Source organism: Curtobacterium sp. MCBD17_030, from assembly GCF_003224255.1.
Lineage (GTDB): Bacteria > Actinomycetota > Actinomycetes > Actinomycetales > Microbacteriaceae > Curtobacterium.
On the sequence record NZ_QKLI01000011.1, the window covers coordinates 34,154 to 53,664 of the forward strand.

General features: G+C 71.7%; 16 protein-coding genes. 7 read left to right on the top strand and 9 right to left on the bottom strand.

Going from position 1 to position 19,511, the window contains the following annotated elements; genetic code table 11:
• Positions 1 to 54: 54 nt before the first annotated feature.
• The gene (gene purM / locus DEI89_RS10865) at positions 55 to 1,149 is read left to right on the top strand and encodes a phosphoribosylformylglycinamidine cyclo-ligase (protein WP_110904066.1); all 1,095 of its coding nucleotides are present in this window, start codon (positions 55 to 57) and stop codon (positions 1,147 to 1,149) included.
• Between the two features lie 217 nt (positions 1,150 to 1,366).
• On the opposite strand, the gene DEI89_RS10870 is transcribed toward purM, so the two are convergent.
• On the bottom strand, positions 1,367 to 1,573 hold the full coding sequence (locus DEI89_RS10870) for a DUF3073 domain-containing protein (RefSeq protein WP_110904067.1): 207 nt from the start codon (positions 1,571 to 1,573) through the stop codon (positions 1,367 to 1,369).
• A gap of 162 nt (positions 1,574 to 1,735) precedes the next feature.
• Here DEI89_RS10870 and DEI89_RS10875 point away from each other — a divergent pair, with 162 nt between their 5' ends.
• Positions 1,736 to 2,866 (top strand): NAD(P)-binding domain-containing protein, encoded by a 1,131-nt coding sequence (locus DEI89_RS10875; protein WP_110904068.1) that lies wholly within the window; start codon positions 1,736 to 1,738, stop codon positions 2,864 to 2,866.
• 155 nt (positions 2,867 to 3,021) lie between these two features.
• On the opposite strand, the gene DEI89_RS10880 is transcribed toward DEI89_RS10875, so the two are convergent.
• The 6 genes from DEI89_RS10880 to DEI89_RS10905 all read right to left on the bottom strand — a co-directional run bounded on the left by DEI89_RS10880 (position 3,022) and on the right by DEI89_RS10905 (position 8,876).
• Positions 3,022 to 3,270 carry a DUF3072 domain-containing protein gene (locus tag DEI89_RS10880; protein ID WP_110904069.1) on the bottom strand — a complete coding sequence of 83 codons (249 nt, stop codon included), beginning with the start codon at positions 3,268 to 3,270 and terminating at the stop codon, positions 3,022 to 3,024.
• Between the two features lie 86 nt (positions 3,271 to 3,356).
• Positions 3,357 to 4,145 carry a hypothetical protein gene (locus DEI89_RS10885; RefSeq protein WP_110904070.1) on the bottom strand — a complete coding sequence of 263 codons (789 nt, stop codon included), beginning with the start codon at positions 4,143 to 4,145 and terminating at the stop codon, positions 3,357 to 3,359.
• 27 nt (positions 4,146 to 4,172) lie between these two features.
• Entirely contained in the window at positions 4,173 to 6,419 is a 2,247-nt protein-coding gene (locus tag DEI89_RS10890; protein ID WP_258366156.1) for an APC family permease, read from the bottom strand.
• A gap of 216 nt (positions 6,420 to 6,635) precedes the next feature.
• On the bottom strand, positions 6,636 to 7,223 hold the full coding sequence (locus DEI89_RS10895; RefSeq protein WP_110904071.1) for a PadR family transcriptional regulator: 588 nt from the start codon (positions 7,221 to 7,223) through the stop codon (positions 6,636 to 6,638).
• Positions 7,220 to 8,134, bottom strand: coding sequence for a DUF4097 family beta strand repeat-containing protein (locus DEI89_RS10900; RefSeq protein WP_110904072.1), 915 nt, complete (start codon positions 8,132 to 8,134; stop codon positions 7,220 to 7,222). Before DEI89_RS10900 ends, DEI89_RS10895 begins: the two co-directional genes overlap by 4 nt.
• 76 nt (positions 8,135 to 8,210) lie before the next feature.
• Complete coding sequence (locus DEI89_RS10905; protein ID WP_110904073.1) at positions 8,211 to 8,876, bottom strand: YitT family protein; 666 nt, start codon at positions 8,874 to 8,876, stop codon at positions 8,211 to 8,213.
• A gap of 60 nt (positions 8,877 to 8,936) precedes the next feature.
• Here DEI89_RS10905 and DEI89_RS10910 point away from each other — a divergent pair, with 60 nt between their 5' ends.
• The 3 genes from DEI89_RS10910 (at position 8,937) to DEI89_RS10920 (ending at position 14,699) form a co-directional block, all read left to right on the top strand.
• The gene (locus tag DEI89_RS10910) at positions 8,937 to 10,376 is read left to right on the top strand and encodes a PLP-dependent aminotransferase family protein (protein WP_110904074.1); all 1,440 of its coding nucleotides are present in this window, start codon (positions 8,937 to 8,939) and stop codon (positions 10,374 to 10,376) included.
• Positions 10,377 to 10,489: 113 nt separating this feature from the next.
• Positions 10,490 to 11,200, top strand: coding sequence for a DUF6518 family protein (locus DEI89_RS10915; protein ID WP_110904075.1), 711 nt, complete (start codon positions 10,490 to 10,492; stop codon positions 11,198 to 11,200).
• 115 nt (positions 11,201 to 11,315) lie between these two features.
• Positions 11,316 to 14,699 carry an efflux RND transporter permease subunit gene (locus DEI89_RS10920; RefSeq protein WP_110904076.1) on the top strand — a complete coding sequence of 1,128 codons (3,384 nt, stop codon included), beginning with the start codon at positions 11,316 to 11,318 and terminating at the stop codon, positions 14,697 to 14,699.
• A 19-nt stretch (positions 14,700 to 14,718) separates the two neighbouring features.
• Here the strand turns inward: DEI89_RS10920 and DEI89_RS10925 are convergent, their stop codons facing one another.
• Together DEI89_RS10925 and DEI89_RS10930 are read right to left on the bottom strand one after the other, a co-directional pair.
• Positions 14,719 to 14,994 (bottom strand): hypothetical protein, encoded by a 276-nt coding sequence (locus DEI89_RS10925; protein WP_110904077.1) that lies wholly within the window; start codon positions 14,992 to 14,994, stop codon positions 14,719 to 14,721.
• Between the two features lie 67 nt (positions 14,995 to 15,061).
• The gene (locus DEI89_RS10930) at positions 15,062 to 16,069 is read right to left on the bottom strand and encodes an alpha/beta hydrolase (RefSeq protein ID WP_110904078.1); all 1,008 of its coding nucleotides are present in this window, start codon (positions 16,067 to 16,069) and stop codon (positions 15,062 to 15,064) included.
• Positions 16,070 to 16,134: 65 nt separating this feature from the next.
• Here DEI89_RS10930 and DEI89_RS10935 point away from each other — a divergent pair, with 65 nt between their 5' ends.
• A complete protein-coding gene (locus DEI89_RS10935) occupies positions 16,135 to 16,989 on the top strand; it encodes a PPK2 family polyphosphate kinase (protein ID WP_110904079.1) in 855 nt (284 codons plus the stop codon).
• Positions 16,990 to 17,246: 257 nt separating this feature from the next.
• Complete coding sequence (locus tag DEI89_RS10940; protein ID WP_110904080.1) at positions 17,247 to 19,502, top strand: DEAD/DEAH box helicase; 2,256 nt, start codon at positions 17,247 to 17,249, stop codon at positions 19,500 to 19,502.
• The last annotated feature ends 9 nt before the right edge of the window (positions 19,503 to 19,511 follow it).

The following is a 19,511-nucleotide window of genomic DNA, read 5'->3' on the forward strand; positions in this document are numbered from 1 at the left end:
CCGTAGGATCGGGTGGTACCGAACAAGTCTGCCATGCCCCGCGGAGGACGACGTATGCCCAACCCCTACGCCGAGGCCGGCGTCGACACCGCTGCCGGTGACCTGGCCGTCGAGCTCATGAAGTCCGCCGTGTCGGCGACGCACAACGCGTCCGTCCTGGGCGGGGTCGGCGGCTTCGCCGGTCTGTACGACGTCTCGTTCCTGAAGGACTACGAGCGGCCACTCCTGGCCACCTCCACCGACGGCGTCGGCACGAAGGTCGCGATCGCGCAGGCGATCGACAAGCACGACACGATCGGGCTGGACCTCGTCGGCATGGTCGTCGACGACATCGTCGTGGTCGGCGCGACGCCGCTGTTCATGACGGACTACATCGCCTGCGGCCGGGTCGTCCCGAACCGCATCGCCGACATCGTCGCCGGCATCGCCCGCGGCTGCGCGGCCACCGGCACCGCCCTCGTCGGCGGCGAGACCGCGGAACACCCGGGTCTGCTCGGACCGGACGACTACGACGTCGCCGGTGCCGCAGTCGGCGCGGTCGAAGCCGGCTCGCAGCTCGGCGCGCACCTGGTGCAGGACGGCGACGTGGTCATCGCCATCGAGTCCTCGGGGCTGCACTCCAACGGCTACTCGCTCGTGCGGCACATCCTGGGCCAGCGGGGCATCGGCTACACCGACACGCTGCCGGAGCTCGGCGGCCTGGTCGGCGAGGCCCTGCTCGAGCCCACCCGCCTCTACACGACCCCGCTCCTCGAGTTGATCGACGGGCACCCGGGCGACGTGCACTCGCTGTCGCACGTCACCGGTGGCGGCATCGCGGCGAACCTGGCGCGCGTGCTGCCCGTCGGTTCGTGGGTCGAGGTCGAGCGTTCCACCTGGCAGCCGCTCCCGGTGTTCCGTGTGCTCGCGGACCTGGCCGGCACGGCGATCGAGGACACCGAGGGCACCTGGAACCTGGGCATCGGCATGTTCGCGGTCGTCTCGGCGGCGTCGGTGGACGGGATCACCGCGACGCTCCGGTCGGCCGGGCTGCCCGCGTGGGCGGTCGGCACGGTGTCGATCGGCACGCGCGACCTGACCGGGTTCGAGCAGGGTGCGAAGGGCGTCGACGGCGGGGCCGTTCGGCTCGTCGGGTCCTACGCGGGCTGACGCGCCGGCCGCGGTTCGGCCGAGGTTCGTCCGTACTCGAGGTCGCACGACGTGCCGTCCGCGCGACGCCGAGGTCGCACGATGTGCCGCCTCGGGACCGCCGGCGCGGCAGTTCGTGCGACCTCGGCGCCGCCCGGCCCCGCCCCGCCCTCGGCGACGCGCCGACAACGAGGAACGCCGCGCTGCCCGGAGGCGCGCGGCGTCTTCGACCGAGAGGTCAGGCGGACTTGTTCGTGTCCGTCTGGTTCTCGAGGTCACCTTCGTCGCCGAACTCGTCGGCCCACCGGTCGACGTAGTCGGGCTCGTCCGACTGCTGTGCGACGGAGAGTTCGCGTTCGAGAGCACCGTAGTTGGTGTCCGGGCTGAAGTACTTCAGCTCCCGGGCGACCTTGGTGTGCTTCGCCTTCTGACGGCCGCGCCCCATGCGTGACCCCCTCTGTGTCGGCTCGTGTCCGGTCTCGGCGGGCGTCGAGTGCGCACCCGGGAAGAACAGACGGTTCGTGGTTTGAAATCTGTCGGCCACTTTACCATGTACCCCGTTGCCGACTTCGCCCGGCGCGTCCCGAGCACAGCAGAATCGAGGGTGATGATCCGCGCAGCAGAACGAGTCCGCGTCGTCGTGATCGGTGCTGGTCAGGCCGGACTCTCGGTCGCCTGGCACCTGCAGCGTGCGGGACTGGTCGCGGGTCGCGATCTGGTGGTCCTGGACCGCGCTCCGGGGACGGGAGGCGCGTGGCAGTTCCGGTGGGACGCCCTGCGGCTCGGCATCGCCCACCGGGTGCACGACCTGCCCGGCATGCACGAGATGGGTCTCCGTTTCGACGACGCCGACCAGACGCGGCCGGCCCGGGAGGTCGTCGCCGAGTACTACCGCCGCTTCGAGGAGCACCACGACCTCCGGGTGCGCCGGCCGCTCGCCGTCACGGCGGTCCGCCACGACGACGGAGGTGCCGCCCTGGTGGTCGAGACCCGTGACGAGCAGGGCACCGCGGGGGCGATCCGCGCCGAGGTGGTCGTCAACGCTTCCGGCACGTGGGGCACCCCGTTCGTGCCGTGGGTCCCCGGCCGCGACGAGTTCCGCGGCCGACAGCTCGACACGACGGGCTACCGCGACGCGTCGGACTTCGCCGGGCAGGACGTCGTGGTCGTCGGCGGCGGGACCAGTGCGATCGGGTTCCTGCTCGAGCTCGACGGCGTCGCCCGTGCCACGCGGTGGTTCACGCGGCGGCCCGTCGTCTGGTCGGAGGACCCGGCCCTGGCGATCGGCGCGGCGGTGGCGGCGGTCGAGGACCAGGACCGCGCTGCGCGGGCGGGCGGGACACTGCCGAGCATCGTCAGCGGGACCGGGCTGCCGGTGTCCCCGAGGATCCGGAGCGGACTGGCGCGGGGGCTGCTCGGAGCTGAGCCGATGTTCACACGGCTGGAGGAGGACGGCGTCCGGACCGAGTCGGGCGAGCACGTCCACGCCGACGCCGTGATCTGGGCCACGGGCTTCCGGGCGGACCTGCGGCACCTCGCACCGCTGCACCTCAGGACCGAGGCGGGCGGGGTCGTCGTCGAGGACGGGCGTTCCACCGCCGAGCCGCGGCTGTTCCTCGCCGGCTACGGACCGCAGGCGTCGACGATCGGCGCGAACCGTGCCGGCCGGCGGATCGCCCGCCAGGTGCTGTCGGTGCTGGACGACGCGGGTCCGGCGCGGCGACGCGTGGGCGGCTGACCTCCGCGGGTCGGGCGCTCCACCCGGCTCCGGCGGTCAGGCCGCCACCGGCCCACGACGCCCCGCGGCGACTGCCCGCGGTCTGTCAGCAGGACGCACGTCGGCGGCCCGCAGAACTGCGGACCGCCGTACCGCCGTACCGCAACGACTGTTGCTCAGGAAGAAGCGCCGCGTCCGGTCTTCTCCTGCAGGCGATCGATGTGCTCCGACGCCTCGGCCTTGGTGAGGTCGGCTGACAACTCCTCACCGGCTTCGCGGGCGAGGGTGTCGAGGTAGCTGCGCTGCGGGCCGGTCATCGGCTCGTCGCCGGTGACCCACTGCTCGGGGTCCTTGCTCGCGGTGGTCGAGGGGTCCGGGCGTTCTCCGCCGAGGGTCTCCGGCTGGTTCTGGTCTGCATCACTCATGCCCCGGACCGTACGCCGCACCCCCGACCAACGGCGCAGCACCACGTCCCCCGCAGGCCGTGAGCGGACAACGGGCGCCGGACGACTCAGACGGGCGTCGCCGTGTACCGGACCAGGTCGCCGCCGACGTCGCTCGCCGCGACCGGGACGACCCGCCCGTCCCGCTCGATCCAGAGCGTGTTCGCGGGCTCGTCGAGTCGGTCGACCCGGTGCAGCGACCCGGTGAGCAGGACCGACGCGGTGACCCGCACCCGTCCGGACGCGGGACGCGGCGGCAGCCCTGGGACGTCGTCGGCGTACACCGGGTACTCGCCCGGGGACAGCACGGGGGTGACCGGCGTCGTCACGATCTCCACCCCGGACGCTCCGGTCGACGTGTCGGTCACGCCGGACGACACGACGACGAGCCGGACCACCTGGTCCATCGGCAGCGGCACGTCGGCCTTCGGCGCGTCAGCAGGACCGGCCAGTGCGCGGAACGCGGGCCGACCGTCGGCGGCGAGGTGCGCCTCCCGGCCGTCGATGCGGACGCGACCGCGTCCCCGTGAGTCGGCGTAGACGCCCGGCTCGAGCCCGGACCGTCGGGCTTCCAGGAGGCTCACCACGACCCGGTCGGGCCGGTACCAGTCGCGGAGCGTGGCCGGGTCGACCCAGCCGATGCTCGCGACCCCGCGGGCGAGCTCGGCGGAGTCGTCCGCGGCACGCTCGTCGAGGGCGCCGAGGGGGTGCTCACCGCGCACGGCGACGAGCCCGTCGTAGCGGCCGTCGGGCGACACGGGAGGCTCGTGGTCGAGCACCTCGACGCGCTTCGAGACCTTGCCGCCGTGTCCGTCGAAGGTCGCGAAGGTACGCAGGGCCTCGGGAGCGGTCGTCATGGGGTCACATCGTACGACCGGGTACCGTCACGCATCGTCATCGTGCGGACGGGGGACCGGCGGCGCGGCGGCGACCAGGGACCGGACCTCGCCGGTGCACAGTGCGGGGTCGACGCCCTCGGCGGGGCCGGCCGGGCGGGTGGCGCGTCGGGAGGCCGGTGACGGCTGGTGCGCGAGCCGCTGCGGTTCCAGGCTGTTGCGCTGGGCGGAGCGGACCAGGCGGTCCTCCTCGGCCTCCGAGCGGAAGACGCCGTGCGGGGATCGCCGCAGTGGCGGCCGGACGGGCTCGCCACGTCGGTCCTGACCGGGGAAGGGCCGGGAGCGCTTGCCGTACAGCAGCTCGGACGAGTCCAGCAGCCACGGCACCAGCGCGACGGTGACGCCGTGCGTGAGCAGCAGCTTCCGGCGGATGCGCCGACCGCGGTGGTTGTGCAGCATCCCTTCCCACCAGTGGCCGACGATGAAGAGCGGCGTGTACACGGTGACGACCTCTGAGCCGTGCTCGAGCCGGTGCGCCTTGATGTACTTGATCAGCGGCATCGAGATGTCGCGGTACGGGCTCGGCACCATGACCAGCGGGACCTCGATGCCGTGCTCGGCCCACTGTTCGCGGAGTCGGGCGGCGTCGGCGTCGTCGATGGCCACGTGCACCGCTTCGAGCCCGGCGTGCTTCGCGGCGATGGCGTAGTCGAGGGCCTTGAGGACCGGCTTCTGCAGCTTGTTGACGAGCACGATCGCGTGGTCACCGGTCGCGCCGAACTCGGTCTCGACGTCGGCCTCGATCTCGTGTGAGACGTCCCGGTAGTAGCGGTTCACGCCGAGCATCAGCACGAACAGCACGGGCATGATCACGAAGACCAGCCAGGCGCCGTGCGTGAACTTCGTGATCGTGACGATGACGAGCACCACGAAGGTGAAGGTCGCACCGATCGAGTTGATGGTCAGGCTCCGGAGCACCTGCCCACGGTTCACCGGCTCGTCGGCGGTCCCGGCACGGTCGGCGCGGAGCAGGGTCACCCAGTGCTTCACCATGCCGCTCTGCCCGAGCGTGAACGACACGAAGACGCCGATGATGTAGAGCTGGATCAGGCTCGTGACGTTCGCCCGGTAGACGATGAGCAGCGCGGCGGCGACGAGCGCGAGGACGATGACACCGTTCGAGTAGATCAGGCGGTCACCGCGGGTCGACAGGGCCTTCGGGGCGTACGAGTCGCGGGCCAGGATCGAGCCGAGCAGCGGGAAGCCGTTGAACGCCGTGTTCGCCGCGAGCAGCAGCACCGCCGCGGTCGTCGCCTGGATGACGAAGAACAGCACCGAGTTGTTGCCGAACGTCGCGGCCGCGATCTGCGCGATCAGGGAGCGCTGCGGGGTGGTCGCACAGTCCGCGAAGCCCTGCAGGTCGCAGGCGCTCTCGGCGTAGTGCACGCGTGAGACCAGTGCGAGCGTGATGAGTCCGATGAACAGGACGATCGCGATGCCGCCCATGAGCACGAGGGTCTGCTGGGCGTTCTTGATCTTCGGGCGGCGGAACGCCTGCACGCCGTTCGCGATCGCCTCGACACCGGTCAGCGCCGAACAGCCGGACGCGAAGGCGCGGAGGAGCAGCAGGATGAACGCCGCCTGCGTGGTGTGCTCGACGTTCTGCACGGTGTACGCGGCTGACTCGGCGACGGGCGCGTTCCCGGCGGCGACCCGGATCAGCCCGGTGACGACCATCACGAAGACGCTCGCCACGAACAGGTAGGTGGGGACCGCGAAGGCCTTGCTCGACTCGCGGACACCGCGGAGGTTCGCGGCCGCCAGCAGCACGACGAACAGGATCGCGAGTTCGACGCGGAACTCGTTGAGCATCGGCAGCGCGGAGATGATGTTGTCCACACCCGACGCCACCGACACCGCGACGGTCATCACGTAGTCGACGAGCAGCGCGCTCGCGACGACGAGTCCGGCGCGCTCACCGAGGTTCCGGTGTGCGACCTCGTAGTCGCCGCCGCCGGACGGGTACGCCTTGATGAGCTGGCGGTAGGACGCGACGACGACGACGAGCAGCAGGACGACGAGCGCCGCCACCCACGGGGCGAACGTCAGGAACGCCATGCCGCCGAGCAGCAGGATCATCAGGAGTTCCTGGGGCGCGTACGCCACGGAGGAGAGCGGGTCGCTGGCGAAGATGGGGAGCGCCAGGTGCTTCGGCAGCAGCTGCCCCTCGAGTTTCTCGGAGGGGAGCGGGTCGCCGATCAGTCGGGCTTTCAACGACCGGGTCTCGTTGGTCACGAGCGACGAACTTACTCAATCGGTGGGCGAACGCAACACCGGAGGGCCGAACGGTATTCCGCCGTGACCGAACAGAATGCGACGAACCCCTCCGATCTGCGTCAAGACGCGGATCGGAGGGGTTCTGAGTGGTGTTCCTGAAGGAACGGACAGGATGCGCCGACCCACCGGAACCGGACGGGAGGCCCGGATCGATCCCGCCCCGTCCGGCGCCGGTCAGAGCGACTTGCGCAGGGCCTCCAGGCCGTCGCGCAGTCGCTGGACGGCCGCGTCGTCGAGCGTGCCACGGGCGGCACGGCGGCGGAGGTCCGCACGGAGCTGCTGCCGGAACACGGCGACGGCCATCTCGGCGTCGCGGAGGGACCGGACACCGGCTGCCGGCACCGCGGTCGGACCGGAGGTGGACGACCCGCCGGTGGCACCGGGTTCGGCGGCGGCCGCCAGGTCCGCACGCAGCGACTTCATCGCGGCGCCGACCGACGCGCGCACGCCGTCGGCGAGCGACTTGACGCTGTCGGTGACGCCGTTCTCGAGCTGCGCGACCTCGTCCGCGCGGGCGTCGAGCTCTGCGCGGCCGGCGTCGGTGATGGCGTAGACGGTCTTGCGGCCGTCGGAGGTGCCGGTGATCAGGCCGTCCTCCTCCAGCTTCGCCAGACGTGGGTAGACGGTTCCGGCGCTCGGCACGTAGGTACCGCCGAAGCGGTCGCCGAGCGCGGTGATGACCTCGTACCCGTGCATCGGGTGGTCGGCCAGCAGGACCAGCAGGTAGAGGCGCAGGTGACCGTGCGCGAAGACGGGGCTCATGCGACGGTCCCGCCCTGCTCGTCGAAGGACGGAGTTGCCGGAGCTGTCGGAGTCGTCGGCGTGGGCGGCCCGTCGGGGGCGGTCGGCGCGGTCGGTGCGTCGGACGCGGCGGGTGCGTGGCCGTGCACGATCGCCACGTCACCGGAGACCGAGTTGATGCGGATGTCGACGTAGGAGCCGGCGAGCTCGCCGTCGGTCCGCGTGTACGAGCCGCGGGTGCCGCGGATCTCGGCGTCGTCGAACTGCAGCCGGCCGGTCGCGGTGTTGATCGTGCTCGTGTAGGGCGTGCCGTGCTCCAGACGGACGTCGACCGACCCGGACACCGTGTTCACCTTCACCTGGTCGGGGGAGCCGTGCAGGTCGAGGACGACCGCCGAGGACACTCCGTCCGCAGTGAAGCGGCGGATCTCGCCGGTGGCGACGACGTCACCCGAGACGGTGCGGAGCGCGACGGCGCCGACCTGGTCGCGGAGCGTGGTCGTGCCGGAGACGGCGTTGACGACGACGTCACCGATCACGCCGTCGACGACGACGTCCCCGGAGACGCTGTTGAGGGTGGCACCGCGCTCGGTACCGGAGAGCAGGACGCCGGCCGAGACGACGCCGATGTTCACCGTCACGTCCCGGGGGACCAGGATGCTGACGTCGGCTCGGGCGCCGCCGCCACGGAAGGACTTGAGGAACCCGAGGACGTCGTCCCAGCGCATCTGCGGGTGGTCGACGGTGAGGGTGTCGCCCTCGATCTCGACCTTGATGGGCTTGCCGGAGACCTGGTGGATCTCCACGCGGGCGGTGGGTTCGTCGTGCGTGACGACGTCCACCTGTCCGCCGACCAGACCGATCCGCAGTGCGCGGACGATCCCGGTGTCGATGACCTTCGGCTCGTCGATGAGCCACTTCTCCTGTGCCATGACGTCTCCCTGTCCAGACGCGATGTGTCGCGTCTTCTGCGACACGATACATCGCGTCTGGACAGTGCGGCCAGGGTCAGCCCCGGATGCTCGGCGCAGGGTCAGGAACCGGCGGGGCGGGGGCGGGGCGTGCCTCCCGGGTGGGGCTCCACGGGAACCGACGGAAATGGCGCATCAACGGCTGGACCATCGGACCGATGGCGAACGCGGCGACGACGGTGCCGACGCCGACGTCCCCGCCGAGCAGCCAGCCGATGACGACGACCGTGACCTCGACGCTCGTCCGCGCGACCCACAGCGGCCAGCCGAGCCGCTCGTGCAGGCCGACCATCAGGCCGTCGCGCGGACCGGTGCCGAACCCCGCGCCGATGTAGCACGCGGTCGCGACGGCCAGGAGGGCGAGACTCGCGACGAACAGCAGGACGCGGCCGAGCAGGTCGCCCGGCTCGGGGACCAGCCAGAGCACCAGGTCGGCGGCCGGACCGACGCACAGGACGTTGAGCAGCGTGCCGATCCGCGGTCGCTGGCGGAGGGGGATCCAGAACAGCAGGATCACGAAGCTCGAGGTCACCGTGACGACGCCGAACGACCACGGCAGGACGTTCTCGAGCCCCTGCGTGAGGACCGTCCACGACGAGACGCCGACGACGGCACGGACCTGCAGCGCCACCGAGGCGCCGTAGAGGAAGAGGCCGACGGCGAGTTGCAGGAAGCGCAGGGTCAGGGCGGTGGAGCGGGGCATGGCTCGATGCTCGCGCAGATTGGCCTGCTGTGCGAGAGCCAATCGGGCTAGCGTGGACCCATGAGCCCCGTCCTCCTCAGCGCCCGGTCCGTCGCCCTGCTGCTCCGCCACTGGCGAGCCGGATCCGATGCCGCCGCCTACGAGGCGCTCGCCGACGCCGTCCGGGTCCTCGTCATCGACGGACGCATCCCGCACGCGGCCCGTCTGCCCGCCGAACGCGGTCTCGCTGCCGCCCTCGGCGTCTCCCGCACCACCGTCGCGAACGCCTACGCGCGTCTCCGCGAGGACGGGTACCTCACCTCGCTCCGCGGCTCCGGGAGCATCATCCGCCTGCCGCTCGAAGGGCGTCCGGATCCGGAGCACCTGGCCGGCACCGTCCCCGTGGACCTGCTCGACCTCCGGAAGGCCGCCCTCCGCAGCGCGCCGGGCGTCGCCGACGCCGTCGAACGGGCGATGCGGCACCTCCCGGCGGCACTCGCCGGGATCGGGTACGACACCGTCGGCGACGCCGGGCTCCGGGCCGCGATCGCCGACCGGTACACCGCACGCGGACTGCCGACCACATCGTCCGAGGTGATCGTCACCATCGGCGCGCAGCACGCGATCGCCCTGCTCGCGCGGGTGCTGGTCCGCCGCGGCGACCCCGTGCTGGTCGAGTCACCGACGTACCCGCACGCCCACGAGGCGCTCCGCGAGGCCGGCGGCCGACTCGTCTCGGTCCCCGTCGACGTCCGCGGCGGCTGGGACGAGGCGGTGCTCGACGCCACGATCCGCCGCTCGGCCCCGACGGTCGCCTACGTCATGCCGGAACTGCACAACCCCACGGGCGCGACGATGACCGCATCGACGCGCCGCTTGCTGGTCGAGGCCGCAGCGGCGGTCGGCACGGTCGTCGTCGCCGACGAGACGATGGGGGAGCTCCGCATCGACGGCGTGCCCTCGCGACCCCTCGCCGCCGACGCAGCCGGACAGGTCGTCATGGTCGGTTCCGCCGCCAAGGTCTTCTGGGGCGGACTGCGGATCGGGTGGGTGCGCGCCGCACCGGACCTGCTGCAGCGGCTGCTGCTGGCCCGACCGACCGGTGACCTCGGCACGCCGGTCCTCGACCAGCTCGTCGCGCGTGAGCTGGTCCCGCAGACCGCGGCCGTCCTGGAGGCCCGGCGTCACGTCCTCCGCGACGGTCGCGACGGTCTCGTGGCCGCGCTCCGGGCGCGGCTGCCGGAGTGGGACGTGCCGTCCCCGGCGGGCGGGTTGACGCTGTGGGTCGGGCTCGGGCGGCCGGTGTCGAGTGCGCTCGTGCTCGCAGCGCGGTCGGAGGGGGTGGTGCTGGCCTCCGGCGGGGTGTTCGGGCCGGACGGCGGGTTCGAGCGGTCGCTGCGGGTGCCGTTCACCGTGTCCGGCGCGGACCGGGAGCGGCTGGTCGAGGCGTTGGCGCGGTCGTGGGAGCGGGTCGGCGGGGCGGCGGTGGAGACGAGGGGGTCCGCGGCGGCGGTGGTGTGAGCCGCTTCCACTCCGCCACCGTTCGTTCCGTCCCGCTTCTCACTCTCGCGGGGGATGCGGGTGGCCCTCCCGGGTGACGCGGTGGCCGGTGCCGAGACGGGAGCATCGGGACCATGAACAGCACCCTGTCCTCCTCGTCCGCCGCACTGCCGGGTACGTCGTCCGGCTCCGCCGCCGGCGTGCCGCCGCTCGCCCGGGTCACGATGGCGCTGACGGGGGCGGTCCTGGCCGGGGTCGCGACGAGTTTCGGACAGGCGGTGCCCGGACTCGGCACGGTGTCGAACTCGGCCGGCCCGTGGTTCGTCGTCGCGGCGCTGCTGGTGCTCGCGGCGGGGGTCGGCCGCGGCGCTGGTGCCGGTGCTCGGGCTCGGGGTCGTGGCGGATGGCTGTCGGTGGCGCTGGCGATGGTGCTCGGGGTCGTGCTGCTCGAGCTCATGCACATCGGGTACTGGGCGGCCACGAACCTGCGCGGCTACGTCGACACGTTGTCGATCACGAACTTCTGGGTCGTGATGGCGGTGCCGGCCGGGCTCCTGGCGGGCGCGGTCGCCGTCGCGGCACGGTCCGCCGACGGCCGCTGGCGCGGGGCTGCGGCCGGGGCCACCGCCGCCGTCCTCATCGGCGAGGGGGTCCGCGGGTTGCTGCAGGTGGCGGCGACCACCGGCTCGGCGACGTGGATCGTGCAGATCGTGGTCGGGATCACCGTGGTCGTCGTGGGGATGGCGCTGGCCCGGACGCCGGTCGGCCGGGTGGTCGCCCTCGGGTCCGGGATCATCGGGTCGGTGGCCGTCGCCGCGGTGTACGTGGGCGTCGGCTGGGCCTGATCCCGTCCGCCGTGCCGGGCGCACTGCTCCGGCACTCCCTCCGCGAAACTGCACGTTCGTCCACAGAGTGCACTGCCGGGGCACGCGCTGACGCCACGGCTGCGAGGATCGAGACGTGCACCTCCTCTCCGTCTTCAGTCTCCGGAACCGCGCCCTCATCGCCCTCGTGACGATCGTGGTCGCCGTCTTCGGTGGCGTCGCCCTGTCGAGCCTGAAGCAGGAACTCATCCCGAGTGTCGAGTTCCCGCAGGTCGCGATCGTCAGCGCCTACCCCGGGGCCACGCCAGAGGTGGTGTCCAACGACGTCTCGACCAAGATCGAACAGGCCATCCAGGTCGTCCCGGACCTCGAGTCGACGAGCGCCACCTCGTCCACCGGGCAGAGCGTCGTCTCGGCCTCGTTCCAGTACGGCTCGAACCTGGCCAGCGCCGAGGACAAGATCCAGACTGCGGTGAACGCCCTGTCGTTGCCCGACTCCGTGCAGACGCAGATCGTCACCGGGTCCTTCGACGACCTGCCGGTGCTGCAGGTCGCGGTCTCGGCCTCCGGCAACCAGGAGCAGCTCGTCGACCGGCTGCAGGCCTCGGCGATCCCCGACCTCGAGAAGCTCGACGGCGTGCGGCAGGCCGACGTCTTCGGCAACCCGGGCCGCCGCGTCGTCATCACGCCGGACCAGGACGAGCTCGCAGCCCGCGGACTCAGCCAGACGGTGATCTCGGACGCGCTCGACGACAACGGCACGCTGATCCCCGGCGGCACGTTGACCGAGGACGGTTCGACGCTGTCCGTGCAGACCGGTGAGCGGATCGCGTCGCTCGAGGACATCCGTGACCTGCCGCTGACGAGCTCGTCGTCGGGGTCTGGTTCCTCGGCCTCCGGCGGCACGACGTCCGGCTCTGCCGGCGCCACGTCCGGTGCTGCCACCGGTGCCGGCGCGGCTGCCACCGGTGCGACGGGCACTGGTGCGACTGGTGCTGGTGCGACCGGTACGGGTACCGGTGCGGACGCGACCGGCGGGACCACGACGACGGCTCCGACCGACGGCACGGCGACCGGTGGCGCGACCACCGCGGCGACACCCACGGACACGACGCTCGGCGACGTGGCGACCGTTGCCATCAAGGAGTCCCCGCGCACCTCGATCAGCCGTGTGGACGGCGAGCAGGCCCTGACGATCTCGATCACGAAGACGCAGGAGGCCAACACCGTCGACGTCTCGAAGACCGTGCGCGACGCGCTGCCCGGCATCGAGAAGAAGATCGAGGGCGACCCGCGCTTCACCGTCGTCTTCGACCAGGCGCCCTACATCCAGCAGTCGATCGACTCCCTCGCCGAAGAGGGCCTGCTCGGCCTCGGCTTCGCGGTCATCGTCATCCTGGTGTTCCTGCTCTCGTGGCGCTCGACCCTGGTCACCGCGATCTCGATCCCGACCTCGGTGCTCCTCGCCGCGATCGGCATGCGCGCTGCGGGGTACACGCTCAACATCATCACGCTGGCTGCCCTGACGATCGCGATCGGCCGCGTGGTCGACGACTCCATCGTCGTCATCGAGAACATCAAACGGCACATGGTGCCCGGCGTCGACCGCGGCCGTGCGGTGCTCGCCGCCGTGCGCGAGGTCGCCGGGGCGGTCACCGCCTCCACCCTGACCACCGTCGCGGTGTTCCTGCCGGTGGCGTTCGTCGCGGAACTCGTCGGGGAGCTCTTCCGGCCGTTCGCCGTGACGGTCACGCTGGCGCTCATCGCCTCGCTGCTCGTGTCGCTGACGATCGTGCCGGTGCTCGCGTACTGGTGGCTCCGGCCCGCCAAGGCCAAGCAGGGAACGGTCACCGCCACGGCCGCGTCGGAGGGCTCCGACCCGGCTGCTGCCGACCTCGACACCATCCGTCCGGGCTCCGAAGGGACGCTCGCCTCGGCGGGCGACCTGCACGACGCCGGCACCTCGGACCGCCTGCGCCGTGTGTACCTGCCGGTGCTCAGCTGGGCGGTCCGCAAGCCGGTCGTCGTCGTGCTGCTCGCCGTGGTCGTCCTCGGTGGCACGGTCGCCTCGCTGCCGTTCGTCACGACGAACTACCTCGGCGACTCCGGGCAGAACACGTTCACCGTGACGCAGGACCTCAAGGCCGGCTCGAGCCTCGCCGTCCAGTCCGACTCCGCGCGCAAGGTGGAGCGGGCGCTGCAGGACGTCGACGGCGTCGAGACCGTCCAGACCACCATCGGCACGAGCGGGCAGTCGATCCAGGCGGCCTTCGGTGGTGGCGGCACGGCCTCGGTCCAGTACGCCGTCACGACCGACGCGGACGCCGACCAGACGACGATCCAGGCCGATGCGCGGAAGTCGCTCAAGGGGATCGACGACGTCGGTGAGATCACCATCGCGTCCTCGGGCGGCTTCGGCGGCAGCAGTGACATCGAAGTCGACGTCACCGCGCCGACCCAGTCGCAGCTCGAGACGGCGTCGCAGAAAGTCCTCAAGACCATGCAGTCGGTCGAGAACACGACGGCCGCGACGAGCAACCTGTCGGCAGCGGAACCGTTCCTGGCAGTCCGCGTCGATAGGGCGAAGGCCGCGTCCCTGGGGCTCACCGAGACCCAGGTCGGCGGGCTCGTCGCCGCAGCGGTCTCACCGCGCGACACCGGCAGCATCGAGATCGACGACGCGACGCTCGACGTCTACATCGCCGACGCCGAGCCGCCGACCACGATCGCCGCCCTCCGCGACCTCGCGGTCCCGACGAGCACCGGCACCGCCAAGCTGACGGACGTCGCGACGGTCGAGGAGTCCGACGGCCCGACCACCGTCACCACGACGAACGCGGCCCGGACGGCCACGATCACCGTGACGCCGGACGCGTCGAACCTCGGTGCCGCCGTGCAGTCGGTCACCACGGCCGTCGACGAGCTCGACTTGCCCCGCGGTGCGACCGCGTCGATCGGTGGTGTCGCCGCCAGCCAGTCGTCCGCGTTCTCGCAGCTCGGCCTGGCGCTCGTCGTCGCCGTGCTGATCGTCTACGTGATCATGGTCGCGACGTTCCGCAGCCTGCTGCAGCCGCTGATGCTCCTGGTGTCGGTGCCGTTCGCCTTCACCGGTGCACTGCTGCTGCAGATCATCTCCGGCGTGCCGCTCGGAGTCGCGTCGCTGATCGGTCTGCTGATGCTCATCGGCATCGTCGTGACGAACGCCATCGTGCTCATCGACCTCGTCAACCAGTACCGGCGACGAGGACTCCGGGTCCGTGACGCCCTGCTCGAGGGCGCGACCCGTCGTCTCCGGCCGATCCTCATGACGGCGACCGCGACGATCTTCGCGCTGCTGCCGATGGCGATCGGGCTGACGGGGAAGTCGGGCTTCATCTCGCAGCCGCTCGCCCTCGTCGTCATCGGCGGTCTGGTGTCGTCCACGCTGCTGACGCTCGTGGTGCTGCCCGCGCTGTACGCCCTGGTCGAGGGTGCGCGCGAGCGTCGGGCCGAGCGGAAGTCGGCACCAGCGCAGATCTGACCGTCTGGCGGTCGGGAGTTCAGCGCTCGCTGGGCTCCCGGTCGGCCGGGCGGAACCACGACACGAGCGCACAGGTCAGGGTGACGAGGAAGACGAGCGCCCCGAGCTGCGCGACGACGGACACCTGGCCGACCGCGGCCCCGTAGCCGCCGAACGACACCGCGACCAGGAACGACAGTCCGAGCAGCAGCTCCACGGAGGTCCGGACACCGGTCAGGGGAGCGGCGAACGGACGCGGGGCGCGGTGGACCGGCGTCTGGGCAGAGGGTGTCGGGGCGGAGGGCGTGGAGGTCACCTCGGAAGTCTGGCGAGCCGTCCGGTCCGATGGCAGTCCCGCTCCGGGTGCCACCCGCCCGGGGGAGTCAGCGCAGGCCGGCGCGGAGGAAGTTCGTCACGCGCCGGCTCATCGCCTGGTCGAGCTGCGCGATCGAGTGCGCCGATCCCTGCACCGCCACGAACCGCACCGAGACACCGTGCGACCGCAGCGTCGACGCGAACCGCTGCGACTCCCACAGCGGGATGAACTCGTCCGTCGAGTGCCCGATGAAGAACGGCGCCGTCGCCTTCGTCACGTGGTACTCCGGCGAGGCCCGCTCGGCCGCCTGGCAGGCTCGGTAGGACGTACAGCCGAGGTAGAGCAGCTGCTTCCGTTGGAACGCCGCGGCGACCCCGTCCGGTCCGGTCGAGCGGGCCGTCAGGTCGGTCGGGCCGCTGAGGTCGACGACCGCCCGGATCCGGTAGCCCTCGGCGTACGCACTGGACTCGTGGTCCTGCACGGCGAGCATCGCGGCGAGGTTCCCGCCGGCGCTGCCGCCGAACACCCCGACGCGTCCGGGGTCGACGTCGTACGTCCGCAGCGTGGTCTCGCGGAACACGAAGTCGAGTGCCCGACGGACGTCGTCGAGTCCGGCGGGGAAGGGGTCCGTCGGTGCCAGGCGGTAGTCCACGTTGAAGGTCACGAAGCCCTCGGAAGCCAGGTACTGGCACACCGAGCGGTACGCGGCGGTCGCCTTGTCACCGTGTGACCAGCTGCCGCCGTGGATCATCATCACCGCCGGACGTGTGCCGACGTCGACACGGTCCGGGGCCTCCGTCGGCGCAGCGGTCGGGGTCGCCGTCGGGGTGGCGGTGCTCTCCGGTGGGCTGTCGGCGGGCAGGCAGACGTCGAGTTGCTGGAGCGGGTCCTGCCCGTAGGGGACGTCCTGCACGACGTCGATGCCGTGGTACCGCAACGACAGGGGGTAGATGACCGGCCCCGCGGTGACCGTCGAGTTCCGGTCGCCCGTGCCGTCCGCACTGCAGGACGCGGCGGCGCCGACGACCGCGACCGCGGCGACGAGCGCGAGCAGGAGACGACGGCCGGACTTCATCGCGAGCCACGGTACAGGGGCCGGCCGGGGTGCCAGGATGGTGGTCACACCCGCAGGAGGATCCCGTGAGCCGTCAGAAGTCCTGGAACGCCGATCCGGAACCGCTCCTCCGCGTCGGTCCCGGATTCCGACTCGAGACCGTCGACCCCGACGGCACACCGGGCTTCCCCGGCCGCAAGATCGACGGGCTCGAGGCCTTGGCCGCCGGCGCCTCCCGGCTCGCGGCCCTGCAGGAGCGGCTCTGGGCAGCGGCAACGGCCGGCGACCAGCGGCGCGTGCTGCTCGTCCTGCAGGCGATGGACACCGCGGGCAAGGGCGGCATCGTCTCGCACGTCGTCGGCGCGGTCGACCCGAACGGCGTGCACTACGCGGGCTTCGGGGCCCCGACGGCCGAGGAGCGCGAGCACGACTTCCTCTGGCGCATCGAACGACAGCTGCCGAACGCCGGACAGCTCGGGGTGTTCGACCGCTCCCACTACGAGGACGTCCTCATCCAGCGCGTCCGCGGGCTGGCGGAACCGGCCGAGATCGAGCGTCGGTACGGGGCGATCGTGGACTTCGAGTCCCGCCTGGCCGAGCAGGGCACCACGATCGTCAAGGTCATGCTGCACATCTCGAAGGACGAGCAGCGTGAGCGTCTCGGCGACCGCCTGGACCGGCCGGACAAGCACTGGAAGTTCAACCCGGGCGACATCGACGAGCGTCTGCGCTGGGACGACTACCAGCAGGCGTACCAGGTCGTCTTCGACCGGACGTCGAGCGAGCAGGCGCCCTGGTACGTCGTCCCGGCGAACCGCAAGTGGTACGCCCGTCTCGCCGTGCAGCAGCTCCTGCTCCGCGCCCTGGAGGACATGCACCTCTCGTGGCCCGCCGCCGACTTCGACGTCGCCGAGCAGCGACAGCGGCTCGCCGAGTCCTGACCGCTCGTCCGCTCGTCCGCTCGGTGCGCCGGCACCGGCCTGGAGGTCCGGGGCTGGCTTCCCGAGGCCGGTTCGCGTAGACTCCCTCGGTCGGCCTTCGACACCGTGGCTCGCGAGCCGCGGACGTGTTTGGGTGTTGTGTAGTTCGAGGGCTGGAATCACGTCGATCGACGACGGGATGAACCCCCTCTCCACGAACCGCCCCCGCCGATGTCGCTGCCGGGCCGCGTGGTACGTCTGCACCCCGGAAAGAACACATGGCCCCGTACGACAAGGGCGCGAACTCCCGCGCCGACCGTTCCGACCGCGCTCGTCACCCGAACGGCACCCCTGCCGCTCGCAGTGCCAAGCACCGCGGCTTCCGAGCCCCCGAGCCCACCGCGCCGCGCCAGAAGCAGCGCTGGGACGCCGAAGAGCGTCGCTCCCGTCCCTCGTCGGGCGAGCGCCCGAACTGGGAGCCGCGTGACAGCCGCGGCAGCCGTCCGGCGTGGGAACCCCGCGGTGCGGGCCGTCCCGCACGCGGCGACGACCGTGCCCCGCGTTCGTTCGACCGGAACGACCGTGCCCCTCGTCGTGACGACAACGACCGTGCGCCGCGTCGTTTCGACCGTGACGAGCGCGCGCCGCGTTCGTTCGACCGGAACGACCGTGCCCCTCGTCGTGACGACAACGACCGTGCGCCGCGTCGTTTCGACCGTGACGAGCGCGCGCCGCGTTCGTTCGACCGGAACGACCGTGCCCCTCGTCGTGACGACAACGACCGTGCGCCGCGTCGTTTCGACCGTGACGAGCGCGCGCCGCGTTCGTTCGACCGGAACGACCGTGCCCCTCGTCGTGACGACAACGACCGTGCGCCGCGTCGTTTCGACCGTGACGAGCGCGCGCCGCGTTCGTTCGACCGGAACGACCGTGCCCCTCGTCGTGACGACAACGACCGTGCGCCGCGTCGTTTCGACCGTGACGAGCGCGCACCCCGTTCGTTCGACCGCAACGACCGTGCCCCTCGTCGTGACGACAACGACCGTGCCCCGCGTCGTTTCGACCGTGACGAGCGTGCACCCCGTTCGTTCGACCGCAACGACCGTGCCCCTCGTCGTGACAGCGACGACCGTCCGCGTCGCTTCGACCGTGACGAGCGTGCACCCCGTTCGTTCGACCGCAACGACCGCGCCCCTCGTCGTGAGGACGACCGTGCGCCGCGCCGTTTCGACCGTGACGAGCGCGCCCCGCGCAGCTCCGACCGCTCGACCGAGCGCACCCCGTTCGTCCCCGCGGACGACGTCAAGCTCGAGAAGCTGCAGGCCGAGGCGACCATCGCCGCCGACGTCGACGGTGTGACCTTCGGCGATCTCGGCATCGGCGGGAACATCTCCCGTGCCCTGGCCGAGCTCGGCGCAGCGAGCCCGTTCCCGATCCAGGCGGCGACGATCCCCGACGTGCTCGCCGGCAAGGACGTCCTCGGCCGCGGTCGCACGGGCTCCGGCAAGACCATCGCGTTCGGCGCCCCGCTCGTCGAGAAGCTCATGGAGCACGGCGGCGGCATGAAGCGGAAGATGGGCCGCGCTCCGCGTGCGCTCATCCTCGCGCCGACCCGCGAACTCGCCCTGCAGATCGACCGCACGGTGCAGCCGATCGCCCGCTCGGTGGGCCTCTTCACGACGCAGATCTACGGCGGCGTCCCGTACGGCCGTCAGGAGGGTGCGCTCGAGCGCGGCGTCGACATCATCGTCGGCACCCCGGGTCGTGTGCAGGACCTCCTGAACAAGGGGAAGCTCGACCTCAGTGAGGTCGTCATCTCCGTCCTCGACGAGGCCGACCACATGTGCGACCTCGGGTTCCTCGAGCCGGTGCAGGAGATCCTCCGCGCCACGGCCGAGGTCACCCCGCAGGGCAACCGCGCCCAGAAGCTGCTGTTCAGCGCGACGCTCGACACCCAGGTCGCCGCGCTCGTCGAGCAGTTCCTGCACGAGCCGAGCGTCCACGAGGTCGCGGGTGAGGACCAGGCGTCCTCGACCATCGACCACCGCGTGCTCGTGGTCGAGCAGCGCGACAAGGACCGCGTCCTCGAGGAGCTCGTCGCCGGCGAGGGCAAGACCATCGTCTTCGCCCGCACCCGCGCCTACGCCGAGCGTCTCGCCGAGCAGTTCGAGGACGCCGGCATCCGCGCGACCTCGCTGCACGGTGACCTCAACCAGTCACGCCGCACGCGCAACCTGTCGCTGCTCACCAGCGGCCGGGTGAACGTGCTCGTCGCCACGGACGTCGCGGCGCGCGGTATCCACGTCGACGACATCTCGCTCGTCGTGCAGGCCGATGCGCCGGACGACTACAAGGCGTACATGCACCGCTCCGGTCGTACCGGTCGTGCCGGCAAGGAGGGCACGGTCGTGACGATCGTCCCGCGCAGCCGTCGCCGGAAGATCGAGGGCATCCTCGAGCACGCCGAGATCCGGGCGGACCTGGTCGAGAGCGGTCCCGGCGACCGCATCCTCGCGGAGCTCGCCGCGCGCTGAGGTCGTGAG